The organism is Salmonella sp. 741265055_HSA, from assembly GCF_046569525.1.
In the GTDB taxonomy this organism is placed as follows: domain Bacteria; phylum Pseudomonadota; class Gammaproteobacteria; order Enterobacterales; family Enterobacteriaceae; genus Salmonella; species Salmonella enterica.
Genome location: NZ_JBKFSQ010000010.1, coordinates 1 through 14834, shown reverse-complemented (window position 1 = coordinate 14834; position 14834 = coordinate 1). Strand labels below are relative to the sequence as shown.

Sequence of the window (14834 nt, the reverse complement as noted above, 5' to 3'; positions counted from 1 at the left end):
AATTCGCCTTATGGATAAGGTGAAAAATCTGAGAATACGTGACCTTATATGAGCTCTGTACCCGCGCCGCGTGAATATTTTCTTGACTCTATCCGCGCATGGCTGATGTTGTTAGGGATTCCCTTTCATATCTCGTTGATCTATTCCACTCACAGTTGGCATGTCAATAGTGCCGCGCCATCATGGTGGCTAACCCTGTTTAACGATTTTATCCACGCTTTTCGTATGCAGGTGTTTTTTGTTATTTCTGGTTATTTTTCGTACATGTTGTTTTTACGTTATCCGTTAAAACGCTGGTGGAAAGTACGGGTAGAACGTGTGGGTATTCCCATGCTTACCGCAATCCCTTTGCTTACCTTGCCGCAATTTATCCTGTTGCAATTTGTCAAAGAGAAAACAGAGAACTGGCCTACACTCTCTGCCTATGAAAAATATAATACGTTAGCGTGGGAACTCATTTCACATCTGTGGTTTTTACTGGTGCTGGTGATATTAACCACCGTCAGCATCGGGATTTTTACCTGGTTCCAAAAAAGGCAGGAAGCAAGCAAGCCTCGTCCCGCCGCTATTTCACTGGCCAAACTTTCGCTTATTTTTTTCCTGCTGGGGATGGCTTACGCCGCTATCAGGCGCATTATTTTCATCGTATATCCGGCAATCCTCAGTGACGGCATGTTCAATTTTATTGTGATGCAAACGCTATTTTATGTGCCTTTTTTTATTCTCGGCGCGCTGGCTTTCATTCACCCCGATCTGAAAGCGCGCTTCACCACGCCCTCACGCGGATGCACTTTAGGCGCTGCCGTTGCTTTTATCGCGTATCTGCTGAATCAACGTTATGGGAGCGGTGATGCCTGGATGTACGAAACCGAATCTGTGATTACGATGGTTATGGGGCTGTGGATGGTGAACGTAGTATTTTCACTGGGGCATCGCTTGTTAAACTTCCAGTCCGCGCGTGTCACCTATTTCGTGAATGCTTCGCTGTTTATCTATCTGGTGCATCATCCCTTAACGCTTTTCTTTGGCGCGTATATTATGCCGCATATCTCCTCCAACCTGATCGGGTTCTTGTGCGGGCTGATATTTGTCATGGGTATTGCGTTAATTCTGTATGAAATTCATTTACGCATCCCGCTCCTGAAATTTCTCTTTTCAGGTAAACCGCCGGTAAAACAAGAAAGCCGCGCCGCGATCGGGTAGTTTTCCGCGCGCGGGTTCACAGCAACCATTCCACAGGTAAAATTGCCGCCAACCGTACCAGAACTCGCTGCCAGAAACGCGTAGCGGGTTCTTTCTTTAACACCTTTTCCTCTTCTTGCTGACGATCGATCCAGTTAATTCGTCCCCAGCGATCCAGCCGCAGTTGCCAGGCCGCATCGCGTTGGCTCTGCGTAAAACGCTTATGAATAAGCGTCGCCAGCGTTTCACTTTCAATGACAAAGCCCATTTCAGTATTTAAAAGCGTTGAACGGGGATCAAAATTAAGCGACCCGATAAACACCTTACTACCATCAATACTGAACGTTTTAGCATGTAAGCTGGAACCTGAGTTCCCGGTGAGTCCGCGATCATGTACGGCGGTTTCATGTTCGCGGGTCGGTTTCAGTTCGTAGAGCTCCACGCCATAGCGCAGTAATTTCTTTCGCCAGCGCGCGTACCCTGCGTGAACGACCGCCACATCGTTGGCCGCCAGAGAGTTAGTTAAGATGGCGATCTTCACGCCTTTCCTGACCAGATGAAGCAACTGCGCCACACCTGCGCGCGTAGGGACAAAGTAAGCGGAAATAATGTCGATACGCTCCGTCGGCGACCCCATCACGTCAAATAATCGCTGCGGAAGAAGCGAATGGCGCTGCGCCTTCCCCTCGCCTTTAGAAGGGTCATCGCTAAGCAAGCGTGTTTTTGCCCAAATCAGCGGCAACGTTCCGCGATCGAGATCCGCCATAAACTGGCTGGTTTCCAGCTTATGCAGATAACGGCGGGTGATCTCATCGTTATACCAGGATTCGGGAAGTTCGATACGCTGCGTCAGTTCCTGCTCAGAAAGGGATAATACTTGCTGCAATGTCGACACTGAACTACAGCGCCAGTAACGTTCAAAATCATTGGCGACATCATTGACCACCGGGCCAATGGCCATCACGTCCAGATCGGAAAATAGCGGCTCCTCGCCAGCACCGAAATAGGCATCGCCGATGTTGCGCCCACCGACCAGCGTCACTACGCCGTCAGCAGTGTAACTTTTATTGTGCATCCGCCGATTCAGCCGCGCAAAATCAGTCAAATACCCCAGCGCGCGTAGCGTACGAAAAGAGAAAGGATTAAACAGACGAACTTCGATATTAGGATGGCTATCCAGCAAGTGCAACGTATCATCCAGACCGGGCGTATTGTTATCATCCAGCAACAGACGAACATGAACGCCGCGCTTCGCCGCCGACAGCAGTACCGAAAAGAGCAGCCGCCCGGACATATCGTCTTCCCAAATATAATACTGCACATCCAGCGTCCGCGCCGCCATTTCGGCCAGGCGGTAGCGGGCGGCAAAAGCGTCCAGACTGTTATCCAGCGCCAGAATGCCGCACTCTCCGGGATGGCGCGCGCATAGCGGTTCAACGGCACGCTCAAGGCGTGTTTTATCAGGCAGGGTCGTCGCCTTGCTGAGTAAGTAATCTTGCGTAAAGCCGGGCAGTTTCTTCATCATAACAGACAAAGTATACCTGTTCAGGCAGAGCGTAACGGGTAATAAAATCTGAAACCGTCCTGACGGCGACTTCAGCAGCCTGGGCGCGTGGATAACCATAAACGCCGGTACTGATTGCCGGAAAAGCGATGGAACGAAAGTGATTCGCCTCGGCAAGCAGCAAACAATTCCGGTATGCCTCTTCGAGTAGCTCAGCTTCCTGGTGTTCGCCGCCTCGCCAGACGGGCCCCACTGTGTGAATAACCGCCTTTGCCGAAAGCTTGCCAGCAGGCGTGATAACCGCATGTCCCGTCTGACATTCACCCTGTTGCTGGCGGATGAGTTTACAGGCGTCCAGCAATGCCGGCCCCGCCGCGCGATGAATCGCGCCGTCTACGCCGCCGCCGCCCATTAATGATGCGTTAGCGGCATTCACTATCGCATCGACGCTAAGTTGAGTGATATCACCCTGTATGACCTGAAGACGTGATGTCATAACCCCCCCTTTGTCTCACCTTATCTGCAAAGTGTACAGCAGGGCTTTCAACAGAGTCGCTCTTTTTATATCTATGACACCGCCGTTAACGGTACTCAATATTCATCACCGCCAGGCTTTTTTGCGCATCGAGATAATGCAGCCGTACCGTCGCAATGGACTGAATATCCTGCGGTAATCCAGATGCCTGCCGAAGGTCTATCCGGTGCATTTGCTTTTTACCTTCGCGTAGGCAGGTTAAATCAATATTTTCGGCGTGAGTAGAAATATCGCACAGTGGCTCAACAATCGCGCCGCGAAAATGGATAACGCCGCCCTGTACCGTTTGTTGCCCTACCGCAGAATGGATAAAAAAAGCGCAGATACACAGGCCTATGGCAGGGATATTTTTCTTGATTACGGACATGTTAACTCCTCAATGATTAGTCATCCTCGAGGGTTCGGCGTTACCTTTTAGCGACATGCCGAGACGATGAGACGCTTTTATCGCCTCTTTATACCCAGGTCAGCCAATCCATTTCCGCCACCATCAAAAACTACTGTGCAGAAGGCGGCCATTGTTGTGATAAATGCAGTGATTGTCCGTCCGAAACAGTAACAATAATTTTAACCGAGTCCTCTGAAGATATATTTACACTAAGACGAGACAACTCAATCGGTTGATTAGCAGGTAAAGATAGCGTTTGTTTTTGCTGTGTATGGCTTTGTCCCCCGACACCGTCACGCACAGAGAGAATTTGCACCTGACAGACGCAGGGTTCGTTTAATGTGACCTGAGGGATCACCGTGTAAATATCGCCTTGCTGAGTCGTGGTAAACGTAATCTGATTTGAAAGTGCGGCAAGGAGCAATAAAGTATGCATAATTTCCTCCCGAAAAAAAACAGGGCTTACGCCCTGTTTTTTATTAGCGCAAACGCTAAATTAATACTGGTTAGCCGTGGCGTTGTTGCCAAAACCAACCTGACGCACCATTACGCTGGAATCAGATGCGGTCTGATTAACCAGCGCGGCGTTATTACCGCCGTATTGACCGACAGTAATATCGGAGTTTTTAGCGTTCCACTGGTCGATGGTGGCATTATTTCTGAAACCATTCTGAGTCAGTTCAATAGTACTGTTATCCGCACCCTGGCCTACATCGGCGCCGTTACCATAACCGCTCTGGGTAATGGTCGTTTCAGATTTACGGGCATCGCTTTGCAAAGCAAGCGCAGCGTTAGCGGAACCGTACTGATAAATGCTCAACGTGGAATCCGGGCCGGAACTATTGCCACCGCCGTTATGATTACCGCCGCCGCCCCATTGTGGAACGACGCCAGCCAGAGCACTGCCAGAAACTACGATTGCTGCGAATGCTGCCACTTTTAAAAGTTTCATGGTAAAACCCCCATCGGATTGATTTAAAAGTCGTAACGGTATTAGCGTTGGGTGACGCGAATAGCCATATGCGACTGTTTCTGCACTACAACTGCTGTTTTCTGCGTACCGTACTGGGTAATATTGGCCTTATTTCCAGAACCTTTCTGGATAATGGCCGCACTATTACCGTAAGCGCTTTGCGATATACTGGCATCGTTGGCATTGCCCGTTTGTTCAATATACGCAAAGTTATAATTCCCTGCCTGGTCGACTTTCGCCCGATTATTTCCTCCTTCTTGTGAAATAACGGACAATAGTTTTGATCCTTCCTGGCGTACTCTGGCACTATTATCCGTGCCGACTTGACCAATAATGGCCGCCTGATTAAATGAAGACTTGCTTAATTCATTTACCGCAAAATTATACTCTGAACGAGCCAGATCATAATTTGTCGCGGTTGCAATCCCAGGCGCACCCAGTATTGTCAACATCATAAATAACAATTTGTTTTTCATGCTGTCACCCTGGACCTGGTCGTACATAGCGAAAATCATCTATTACTTTGTTAGCGACATGCGTTTTTTGTTAACGCGTCGTTACGATGAAGAGTATGTCCGTGGAAACATTTTTAATAACTCACCCACGCGTGGTATTTTGTTATTTAAACTCATACCAAAGTGCTAATAAAACGATAGCCATGTGATTTTTTATATACCCTTCATACTTCAAGTTGCTTATGTGTTGGCTACGCTCGTTCACCCCAGTCACATAGTTATCTATGCTCCTGGGGACTCACTCCCTTGCCGCCTTTAAGCAACTCGAATTATTTTGGGTATAATTGATTTTTGGCCACAGAAGATAGTATATCGCGAACCCAAAAAATGAAGGGTTGGTGTGTGTTATGCCGCCATCGGGATGTTCTTATGCTTCCCATGGGGGGGCAATACGCACAAGACGTGACACACTTCGTTTTTTTTGTCTTTGTGCTGTCCAGGTTAATGCCGCGTCTCGAATTTTAAGAAAAAATAAAATCAAAACATGACATATAATAATTAAAATAATTAAAAATCAATGAATTGTTATAATTTGTATGATTTTTTAAATCTATGCAATAACAGCGAAATGTACAACTTTACTATCAAATCTAAACTTCAAAAAAACCCAAAAACAACATTTTAATATATATTTTTACATCTTGTTACAAGTTTAACACTTGCTTTAAGATTTGTAATGGCTAGATTGAAAACAGTTAAAAGTATTTTCTTAAATATTTTTCTCTTTCTGGATAATGGGCTATTTCACCCCACAGCAGTGCAACATCTGTCAGTACTTCTGGTGCCTTTATTTTATGGGGGCAGCTGTCAGATGTGCGATTAAAAAAAGTGGAGTTTCATCATGTTTAATGAAGTCCATAGTAGTCATGGTCACACACTATTGTTGATCACAAAGCCATCTCTGCAAGCTACGGCATTATTGCAACATTTAAAGCAATCGCTGGCCATAACCGGAAAACTACATAATATTCAACGTTCTCTGGAAGATATCTCAGCCGGTTGCATTGTTTTAATGGATATGATGGAAGCGGATAAGAAGCTTATCCACTATTGGCAGGATAATTTAAGCCGCAAAAACAATAATATAAAAACATTATTGTTAAATACCCCTGACGATTATCCCTACCGTGAAATTGAAAACTGGCCTCATATTAACGGCGTGTTTTACGCCACTGAAGACCAGGAACACGTGGTCAGCGGATTACAGGGTATTCTGCGGGGCGAATGCTATTTTTCACAAAAATTAGCCAGTTACCTGATTACACACTCAGGAAATTACCGCTACAACAGCACCGAGTCCGCATTACTCACTCATCGCGAAAAAGAGATCCTCAATAAGTTACGTATTGGTGCCTCTAATAATGAAATCGCCAGGTCGCTATTTATCAGCGAGAATACGGTTAAGACACATCTTTATAATCTTTTCAAAAAGATAGCTGTCAAAAATCGCACCCAGGCAGTTTCATGGGCAAACGATAATCTCAGGCGGTAAGGCCATGAAACGCTATCTGACCTGGATTGTAGCAGCAGAGTTACTGTTCGCTACCGGAAACCTGCATGCCAATGAAGTTGAAGTCGAGGTTCCCGGATTGTTAACCGACCATACCGTCTCTTCGATAGGACATGAATTCTATCGTGCATTCAGCGACAAATGGGAAAGCGAATACACCGGCAATCTGACCATTAATGAAAGACCCAGTGCGCGTTGGGGAAGCTGGATCACCATAACGGTAAATCAGGACGTTATTTTCCAGACCTTTTTATTTCCAATGAAAAGAGACTTCGAGAAAACCGTCGTCTTCGCATTAGCGCAAACAGAGGAAGCATTAAATCGCCGACAAATAGATCAAACGCTATTAAGTACGAGTGATTTAGCGCGTGATGAATTCTAAAACATGATTTTTATCCGGAGGCTGTCATGCGTGTTAAACATGCAGTAGTGCTGCTCATGCTTTTTTCGCCATTAACCTGGGCTGGAAATATGACGTTCCAGTTCCGTAATCCTAACTTTGGTGGAAACCCCAATAACGGTTCCTTTTTATTGAATAGCGCCCAGGCGCAAAATTCATATAAAGACCCCGCTTATGATAACGATTTTGGTATCGAAACCCCCTCAGCGTTGGATAACTTTACGCAGGCTATTCAATCGCAAATTCTGGGCGGCTTGTTGACCAATATTAATACCGGGAAACCAGGACGTATGGTGACCAACGATTTTATTATCGATATCGCTAATCGCGACGGACAGCTCCAGCTCAACGTCACGGACAGAAAAACGGGAAGAACCTCGACCATCGAAGTGTCAGGTTTACAAACTCAGTCAACCGATTTTTAAGCTACAGTCACTAAAGGATATAAATCATGCCGCGCTTACTTATTTTGGTTGCCGTTTTATTGTTGAGCGGATGCTTAACTGCCCCGCCGAAACAAGCTGCGAAACCGACATTAATGCCCCGCGCACAAAGTTACAAAGATTTGACGCACTTACCTGCTCCCACCGGTAAGATCTTTGTTTCGGTATATAACATTCAGGATGAAACGGGCCAATTTAAACCTTACCCGGCAAGTAACTTTTCCACGGCTGTGCCACAGAGCGCCACCGCTATGTTGGTCACCGCGCTGAAAGATTCGCGCTGGTTTATCCCACTGGAACGACAAGGCTTACAGAATCTTTTGAATGAACGGAAAATTATTCGCGCAGCCCAGGAAAACGGCACCGTGGCGATGAATAACCGTATCCCGCTTCAGTCGCTGACGGCGGCAAATATTATGGTGGAAGGTTCTATTATTGGTTATGAAAGTAACGTCAAATCCGGCGGGGTCGGCGCAAGATATTTCGGTATTGGCGCCGATACGCAGTATCAGCTGGATCAGATTGCTGTCAACCTGCGCGTGGTTAACGTCAGTACGGGCGAGATCCTTTCTTCGGTGAACACCAGTAAAACGATCCTTTCCTATGAAGTACAGGCAGGCGTGTTCCGTTTTATTGATTACCAGCGCTTACTGGAAGGCGAAATCGGCTATACCTCGAACGAACCGGTGATGCTGTGTCTGATGTCAGCCATTGAAACCGGTGTTATCTTCCTCATTAATGATGGTATCGATCGTGGACTGTGGGATTTGCAGAATAAAGCGGACAGGCAAAATGATATTCTGGTGAAATACCGTGAGCTGTCAGTACCGCCAGAATTCTGATGAATACGACAAAGCGTGGGGAAGAACCCCACGCTTTTTTATTTTGTGACCGCCGTATTCGCTGAATGTTGCTCGCGGCGTGATGCCAGCCATAGCCCACTATTTTTCATGGCATAGCCAAAGATTAGCCCCAGCGCCAGCGACGGTAATACCAACCGCCAGTCACCCTGCCCTGCAAATGTCGCACAGGCGCCGATAAATGTTCCCGGGACAAAAGAAAGCAATAGCTGCTTTGCCTGGATACACATCAGGAATGCCACGATCCCCGTCAACACGTAACTGACAATTTCCAGATGCGGCGCCAACGCGCTACCGTGAATAATGACCAGCGCCCACACCATACCGCTTAACAGCGTACAGGCGGAAATCAACAATCCCTTAAAGCCGCCCTGCGGACAGGCGAAATAAGCCGTACAGCCTAAAAAACCGGCCCAGCTTAGTAACCCCAGGGAGACGGCCACCCATCCCCATATTCCAGAAAGGATGCCCGTCGTGATAGCAATAGAAAGAAGTATGTTCATGGCGCGCATCATAACAGAAAAGCGGCACATTAATGAGATCACGCACACATTTTATGCAATGATGTAAAACCCGTTGCAGTTAAGGGTGATTTACATCACATTATTCTTCATCTTCTTCCTGAAGTTCATCCCACATGGCTCCTATCGCATCACGCGTTAGCGGTGCCAGAGTGCGCCAGAATGGCGTAACAGCATGGGCTTCAACTTTACCGAGGAAGGTATTGCACCAGGGAAGCAGATAATCGGCAAATAAGGTTTCCAGCGCTTCACTTTCATCTTCGGTAGACTGATCTTCCAGCCAGGAGGCCGCGAGCAATAAAGTGCCAATGTGATCGGCAGGCGTATCGGCCAGCGGCATCCCTCGCGACGTTAAAAAAGCGCGCACCTCAGACTCTTCCGCGCCTTCGACCCACGCACTGCGGTATGGTGCTACCGCGCACTCTTCCCCAACAAATAACGCATTATAATCAGTGGAAATCTGCGTGATATCGCAGCTTTTCTGTAAACGCGCCAGCATGTCATCCTGCTCCAGCGGCCAGTTTGCCGCCAGTTTACCTTCACGGATTAACGTAAACAGCGGAACCAGTAAAGGATCTTGCGGTTGGCGGTAATACAACGATCCCAGCACTCGGCACAGGATTGAAAACTCATTCATTGATATCTTCCCGTAAATAACGATTAAAGTTCGGCAAATTCCGGTACAGGCGCCATACCGCGTGATTCGAGAAAGGCCAGTAAGCGCTGCGGCGAGACGTTCAGGATTCGATCTTCCGGGAAATTCACCGCATCCAGAATTTTCCGGCATTCGGTGAAATCGCCAAGCGTAAAGGCCGTATGGGAATCAGATCCTAACGCTACCCAGCCTCCTGCATCACGTACGGCGGCAGCGACCGCACGGCAATTATCTTCACTTCCTTTACGCGAATGCAAAAAAGAAGAGTTGTTGATTTCCAGCGCTACATGGTGTTTCGCCGCCGCCTGCGCGATGGCTTTAACCTCCACTGGATACTTTGGATTTCCGGGGTGACTAATTATATGCACCTTGCCGCTGGCGATGGTCGCGATCATCGCCTGGGTATTGGTTTCTTTATCATGCGGCGCAAAAACGGGCTCATGAAAGCCTGCGATAATCAGATCCAGCGAGTCGAACATCTTTCCGGAGCAATCAATTTCACCGTTAATGTTCTTGATATTCGCCTCAATGCCACGCAGTATCCCCACGCCGTCAACCAGACGCGGCCAGATGCGCATGTTAATAAAATGCCAGTGGTGCGGCGCATCTTCCATGTCCGGACCATGATCGGTAATCGCAAAAAGTTTAATGCCTTTGCGTTTGGCTTCCGCGATATAATCGCTCAGAGTACTGTAGGCATGAGTGCTGGCGACGGTATGCATATGCAGGTCAACGGGATACATTGCTCTCTCCTGTAGTCATTTCCGACAAGGATAGCAGGTATCGCCAGCGTTTTTTAGCGAAACCCGGCCCACGCCGGGTTGATGTCAATATCCTCTCGCCCGATCCACCTGCCCCGTCACCGGCTCTCCCTTCTCCAGCTGGGTAATGGTGCGGCTAATATAATCGATGGCTTCCGCCGGACGGGTTACTGCCGCAATGTGCGGCGTCATGGCGACTCGCGGATGGTGCCATAATGGGTTTTCCTGCGGTAACGGTTCCTGGCTAAAGACATCCAACATCGCGCCTTTTAGCTTACCGCTATCAAGCGCAGCCAGCAGATCCGCCTCCTGAACATGAACGCCGCGCGCGAGATTCAGCACGTAAGCGCCATCCGGCAATTGATCCAACAATTCGCTATTAATAATTCCTACCGTTTGGGCCGTATTCGGCAGCAGATTAATCAGCACCCGCGTCTGGTTCAGGAAAGCGCGCAGCTCTTCACGCCCCACATAACTTTCCACGCCAGGCCAGGATTTGCGGCTACGACTCCAGCAACGTAACGGGAACCCCCACGCCTGTAGACTTTCTGCCACTTTTGCGCCCAGTACCCCTGCGCCCATGATACCGACGCTAAATTCTTCGCGGGTATATTCCGGCAACGGCTTCCATAGCGCCTGATTTTTCAGCGCCTGATAATCATCGAAACGACGGAACCAGTGTAATACCTGGCTGACGGCATATTCCTGCATTTGCAGGCCCATTCCGGTATCTTCCAGACGGAATAGAGGAATGGAGGCGTCCAGCATTTCCGGATGCGCATTTAATTTACTCAGAATTGCATCCACCCCCGCGCCCAGCGCAAAGACGGCTTTTAAGCGTCTTCCGGCCAGCATTTCAACCGGGGGCTGCCATACAAGCGCATAGTCTACGGGGTTGTTATCACCGACCTTCCATTCACGAACGCGCGCATGTGGGAGGGCCTTCTCCAGCGCATTTACCCACCAGGCGGCGTTAAATGTCGGGTGATAAAAAATTATCTCCATGTTATCTCCTGAGCAGTATTGTGCGGAATGTGATTGCGCCTGTTATCAGCGTTTTCAACGGGATGTGCAGCATAGCAAATTTCCTGACGCGGGCAAAAAAAGCAGTTTTCGCTTATTAAAGCCACAGATTGGTGGAAGTTTGTATAAACGCGCTTTTTTTTAAAAAAGTTGATTGACGTAGAAAGGATATTTCCCTACATTAGCGCCCGTTCCAGTAATGCTGGAGCGACAATTTGGTGAGGTGTCCGAGTGGCTGAAGGAGCACGCCTGGAAAGTGTGTATACGGCAACGTATCGGGGGTTCGAATCCCCCCCTCACCGCCATATTCAAGTTGAGAGCCTGTACAGAAGTACGGGCTTTTTGCTTATATGTATCCCCCAAACTAAGGGGGGATGAGAACCACCGACCGGGGTTCGACACAAAAACGCCGGGAGCGTTTTTGAACAGAGCTTGCTCTGGCCCCGAAGGGGCGAGGCCCAGGGATGGGCTGAGTAGCGGCGCAGCCAGTTGGACAGACCGGGCGCACAGCGAACGGGCTGCCCCGAAGGGGCGAGCAAAGCGAGCCCCCCTCACCGCCATATTTGATACAAAATCAATCGCTTACAACGTAAAATTGGTTTTTTCCTGCATAAAGAAGCTCGTGTAAACGGCTTTTTTTACATCTAAATTCCGCGATTTTTCGGTGTTTTTCTCGGCTTAACTTTTTAAAATCACCAGAAGGCAGTTTCGCCGTTCAGACATGATCTGGACCAGCACCAAAAAAGTGTGTCATCTGTGTCATCGTTCCATATCTTCACGTACCCTGCTCCATGATTATCTGGGAGCAATGTACCTTTTTCGCTGTACAAGACTGATTTACCTTTTTCATATTCTTTCCCTTCTTGCACGTTCCATGTACTTACCGCCCGTTTTTTTCATCTGAGGATAATGATTTTCCCGTTTCTTACTATACCGCCATCATTCAACATCAATGAGTAACTGTAATGGAGGCCTCTTTTATGTCAGACAAATTTATCCGCTTTGCTGAAGTTGAACGTCGAACAGGATTCTGCCGTGCCTGGATTTACCATCTGATTGCGCAAGGAGAATTCCCTCGCCCTATAAAAACGGGCAACGTGCCGTATCTTTTATTGAAAGAAAGGTTGATGCCTGGATTGAGGGTAAAATCAATAACACAAACTCGCACAAGTAATACTATCACTGAAATCGCATTGTTATTGAATTACAAAAACATCACGGATATCTCTTGATATCATCTTTCACAACGTGACGTGCAGAAGAAGGGGGATGAATTAATTTATGCCCTGTACGACTACAAATTAAGAAGCAAATAGGCTATTGAGTAAGGGGGACGTATTCCCCCTTCCCCAACTAACCGCTACGCAACGATGGAGAAATTGAACTTCCCAGAATCATATGCGGTTAGCTCGAATGAGAACCAATGTGAAAAACAGATGTAGTAAAAAGGGAGCGATATCCACCCCCTTTTTATTTTTTCATGCGTAGTCAGTTAGTTGGTTCATTAATTTACGAGTTTGTAGATTAATTAACACAAACGAAACTGCTGCAATCAAGCCAGTACCGGCAAAAACCATGAACCATCCCATTACGGAAAATTGATTTGCCATTAAGAGTCCGCCTAAAGCTGGGCCAAGTAAACCACCAATTCGTCCTAGTGAATTTGGCAGACCGATTGCAACCGTTCTTAAATCATGGGGATAATGTTGAGCAATAAATGCATTAACGAGTGAATGAGCAGCAAACAAGAAAAAACCGACAAGAGTAATCAATATATACAGTACTACAATGGTAGATTTAACACCCATCAGTATCAGACAACCAGAGCCAATAAAATAAATACTCGGCATTAAAACAATAAATCCCTTTTTATCTGCTACGGAGCCCCAAAAAATAGCGCCAACAACTGTTCCTGTACATAAAAATATGGTAAAGGCGATGCTAGAACCAATAGCATACCCTGCATTTGTCATTACACCTGGCAGCCATACAATTACACCATTAATAAACAGCAACCCCATGATAGCAATAACACATGCTAATATTGAAACAAGTGCATATTTTTTACTAAATAGATCTTTGTAGTAGACTTTATTTGATTCTTTCTTCACAGTAAAGTCATTAACAGATTCTTCAATATTTATGCTGGAAGCGTAGTTTGCGTCTATTCTAGACAACACTCTCTTTAAGCCTTCTACATCTTTATTTTTTAACATAAAAAGAGCACTTTCAGGCATGGTTTTTATTATATATGGCAATAATAAAACGGGTATAAACCCTAACCAAAATACTGGTCTCCACTGCCCAAATTGAGTTGTAACATATATAGCAACAAAAGAAGCAATAATCGCACCAAATTGATTGCCACATAGTGCTGTAGCAACTGATTTGCTTTTACTTGTTTTTGGTGAATATTCAGATAACAGAGAAAGTACTAATGGGATCACACCTCCGAATCCAAATCCTGCAATAAATCTTAATATGGCAAATATATTTATCGTTGGAGCAAAAGCCTGACTAAATGTGCCGATACAGAAAATCATAACTGTTGTAATCAATACACGTTTAATGCCAAACCTTCTTGAAATGACACTACAAACTAGAGCACCAAACAACGAACCAAATTCTGACAAGCTGCCTACATATCCAAGTTGATCCCAGTTTAAATCAGCCCATTCTTTAAAAAGCATAGGAATTATTGAACCATATGCAGGTGCAGCATATCCAGTAAAAGTTATTAGAAACACGCCCAAAATAACCAGGTTCGTATCAAATCTACTGAATTTTCTTGAATCTATAAACTTAACAATATCATTATTCATATGATGCCTCGTGGTAAGATATTAACACCTTACTCTTTGTAAGAGTTATTTTTATCCATCCCTAGGTATGGAGATTATTATGAGTACAGTAATTTTGAGTGATTATAATATTTCTCAATACTTAACAAACACTCCTGTCAATTCAAAAATAATTCAAATAAACTACAGTAATGATAATTCCCATTACGCGAAAGAAAATATTCTTGGTCATTTTCAACATTAATAACTCGCTGGAGCATGATTTTTTTTAATATGTTCTCAGCTGCCATCAAATAGTATTTTAAATAATGGAGTGATGTGAAATCGATTTTACGGATACTACGTATCGCTCCGATAAATAGAATGAACAGTGGGATTTTTACTGTACTCAGCTTACTTTTTATATCACGATAATGCGTGGCCTGTCACATTTTTAACACCCCAAAATTGACATTTGCCTATAAACACAAGAGTAATTTAAACTATCGTCAACCATATTTTTAACGTAACGCTGTACAGAACCTTGCATTACGGCTGTAAATAGTTGGAGATTATTTGGCGCAGAGGTGCGCCAACGCTAAATAATCTAACGCTGTCTGGCGTAACAACTGACCATAAGATCATTAACCTCCATTTTAATAAACATGATTTCAGGAAAATTGATTGAGGGAATCATATCTATTGATGAAATATCACTAACCCCTAATCTAAATAGCTGCGCCAAATAGTAGATCACTTTGAGGGAACTCAGCCCGGATTGTGC

Annotated in this window: 17 protein-coding genes and 1 tRNA gene; 7 read left to right on the top strand and 11 right to left on the bottom strand. The window is 46.0% G+C overall.

Annotated features, from left to right (window positions below; genetic code table 11):
- Positions 1–48 precede the first annotated feature (48 nt).
- Positions 49–1203, top strand: a complete 1155-nt coding sequence (gene mdoC / locus ACLD4K_RS07715) for a glucans biosynthesis protein MdoC (RefSeq protein ID WP_411011638.1) — start codon at positions 49–51, stop codon at positions 1201–1203.
- Positions 1204–1219: 16 nt separating this feature from the next.
- On the opposite strand, the gene ACLD4K_RS07710 is transcribed toward mdoC, so the two are convergent.
- The 6 genes from ACLD4K_RS07710 to csgB form a co-directional block, all read right to left on the bottom strand.
- On the bottom strand, positions 1220–2707 hold the full coding sequence (locus ACLD4K_RS07710) for a phospholipase D family protein (protein WP_220659764.1): 1488 nt from the start codon (positions 2705–2707) through the stop codon (positions 1220–1222).
- On the bottom strand, positions 2643–3182 hold the full coding sequence (ymdB, locus tag ACLD4K_RS07705; RefSeq protein ID WP_000203944.1) for an O-acetyl-ADP-ribose deacetylase: 540 nt from the start codon (positions 3180–3182) through the stop codon (positions 2643–2645). Before ymdB ends, ACLD4K_RS07710 begins: the two co-directional genes overlap by 65 nt.
- An 85-nt stretch (positions 3183–3267) precedes the next feature.
- Entirely contained in the window at positions 3268–3588 is a 321-nt protein-coding gene (locus ACLD4K_RS07700; protein ID WP_000111254.1) for a type 1 fimbrial protein, read from the bottom strand.
- Between the two features lie 130 nt (positions 3589–3718).
- On the bottom strand, positions 3719–4045 hold the full coding sequence (gene csgC, locus ACLD4K_RS07695) for a curli assembly chaperone CsgC (protein ID WP_000557256.1): 327 nt from the start codon (positions 4043–4045) through the stop codon (positions 3719–3721).
- Between the two features lie 60 nt (positions 4046–4105).
- The gene (gene csgA, locus ACLD4K_RS07690; RefSeq protein WP_000771416.1) at positions 4106–4561 is read right to left on the bottom strand and encodes a curli major subunit CsgA; all 456 of its coding nucleotides are present in this window, start codon (positions 4559–4561) and stop codon (positions 4106–4108) included.
- A gap of 41 nt (positions 4562–4602) precedes the next feature.
- Positions 4603–5058: a curli minor subunit CsgB gene (csgB, locus tag ACLD4K_RS07685; RefSeq protein ID WP_000791655.1), complete on the bottom strand. Its 456-nt coding sequence runs from the start codon at positions 5056–5058 to the stop codon at positions 4603–4605.
- A gap of 880 nt (positions 5059–5938) precedes the next feature.
- Here csgB and csgD point away from each other — a divergent pair.
- From csgD to csgG, 4 genes are read left to right on the top strand one after another with little or no spacing between them, the layout of a single operon-like run.
- Positions 5939–6589, top strand: coding sequence for a biofilm master transcriptional regulator CsgD (csgD, locus tag ACLD4K_RS07680; protein WP_000481517.1), 651 nt, complete (start codon positions 5939–5941; stop codon positions 6587–6589).
- Positions 6590–6593: 4 nt separating this feature from the next.
- Positions 6594–6989, top strand: coding sequence for a curli production assembly/transport protein CsgE (gene csgE / locus ACLD4K_RS07675; RefSeq protein ID WP_000833307.1), 396 nt, complete (start codon positions 6594–6596; stop codon positions 6987–6989).
- A gap of 26 nt (positions 6990–7015) precedes the next feature.
- Entirely contained in the window at positions 7016–7432 is a 417-nt protein-coding gene (gene csgF, locus ACLD4K_RS07670; protein ID WP_001264073.1) for a curli production assembly/transport protein CsgF, read from the top strand.
- Between the two features lie 26 nt (positions 7433–7458).
- Positions 7459–8292 carry a curli production assembly/transport protein CsgG gene (csgG, locus tag ACLD4K_RS07665; protein ID WP_411011637.1) on the top strand — a complete coding sequence of 278 codons (834 nt, stop codon included), beginning with the start codon at positions 7459–7461 and terminating at the stop codon, positions 8290–8292.
- A gap of 38 nt (positions 8293–8330) precedes the next feature.
- On the opposite strand, the gene ACLD4K_RS07660 is transcribed toward csgG, so the two are convergent.
- The 4 genes from ACLD4K_RS07660 to ghrA all read right to left on the bottom strand — a co-directional run bounded on the left by ACLD4K_RS07660 (position 8331) and on the right by ghrA (position 11252).
- Positions 8331–8813: a DUF1097 domain-containing protein gene (locus tag ACLD4K_RS07660; RefSeq protein ID WP_001546652.1), complete on the bottom strand. Its 483-nt coding sequence runs from the start codon at positions 8811–8813 to the stop codon at positions 8331–8333.
- 100 nt (positions 8814–8913) lie between these two features.
- Positions 8914–9468, bottom strand: coding sequence for a molecular chaperone (locus tag ACLD4K_RS07655; protein ID WP_411011636.1), 555 nt, complete (start codon positions 9466–9468; stop codon positions 8914–8916).
- A gap of 23 nt (positions 9469–9491) precedes the next feature.
- Entirely contained in the window at positions 9492–10229 is a 738-nt protein-coding gene (locus ACLD4K_RS07650) for a phosphatase (protein ID WP_000283643.1), read from the bottom strand.
- A gap of 84 nt (positions 10230–10313) precedes the next feature.
- Positions 10314–11252, bottom strand: coding sequence for a glyoxylate/hydroxypyruvate reductase GhrA (gene ghrA / locus ACLD4K_RS07645; protein WP_411011635.1), 939 nt, complete (start codon positions 11250–11252; stop codon positions 10314–10316).
- 235 nt (positions 11253–11487) lie between these two features.
- Between ghrA and ACLD4K_RS07640 the strand changes: the two genes are divergently transcribed.
- Both ACLD4K_RS07640 and ACLD4K_RS07635 read left to right on the top strand, forming a co-directional pair.
- Positions 11488–11575 (top strand) — tRNA-Ser (locus ACLD4K_RS07640).
- A gap of 675 nt (positions 11576–12250) precedes the next feature.
- The gene (locus ACLD4K_RS07635) at positions 12251–12502 is read left to right on the top strand and encodes a helix-turn-helix transcriptional regulator (protein WP_023211245.1); all 252 of its coding nucleotides are present in this window, start codon (positions 12251–12253) and stop codon (positions 12500–12502) included.
- Positions 12503–12748: 246 nt separating this feature from the next.
- On the opposite strand, the gene ACLD4K_RS07630 is transcribed toward ACLD4K_RS07635, so the two are convergent.
- Positions 12749–14092 (bottom strand): MFS transporter, encoded by a 1344-nt coding sequence (locus ACLD4K_RS07630; protein WP_047607804.1) that lies wholly within the window; start codon positions 14090–14092, stop codon positions 12749–12751.
- Between the last annotated feature and the right edge of the window lie 742 nt (positions 14093–14834).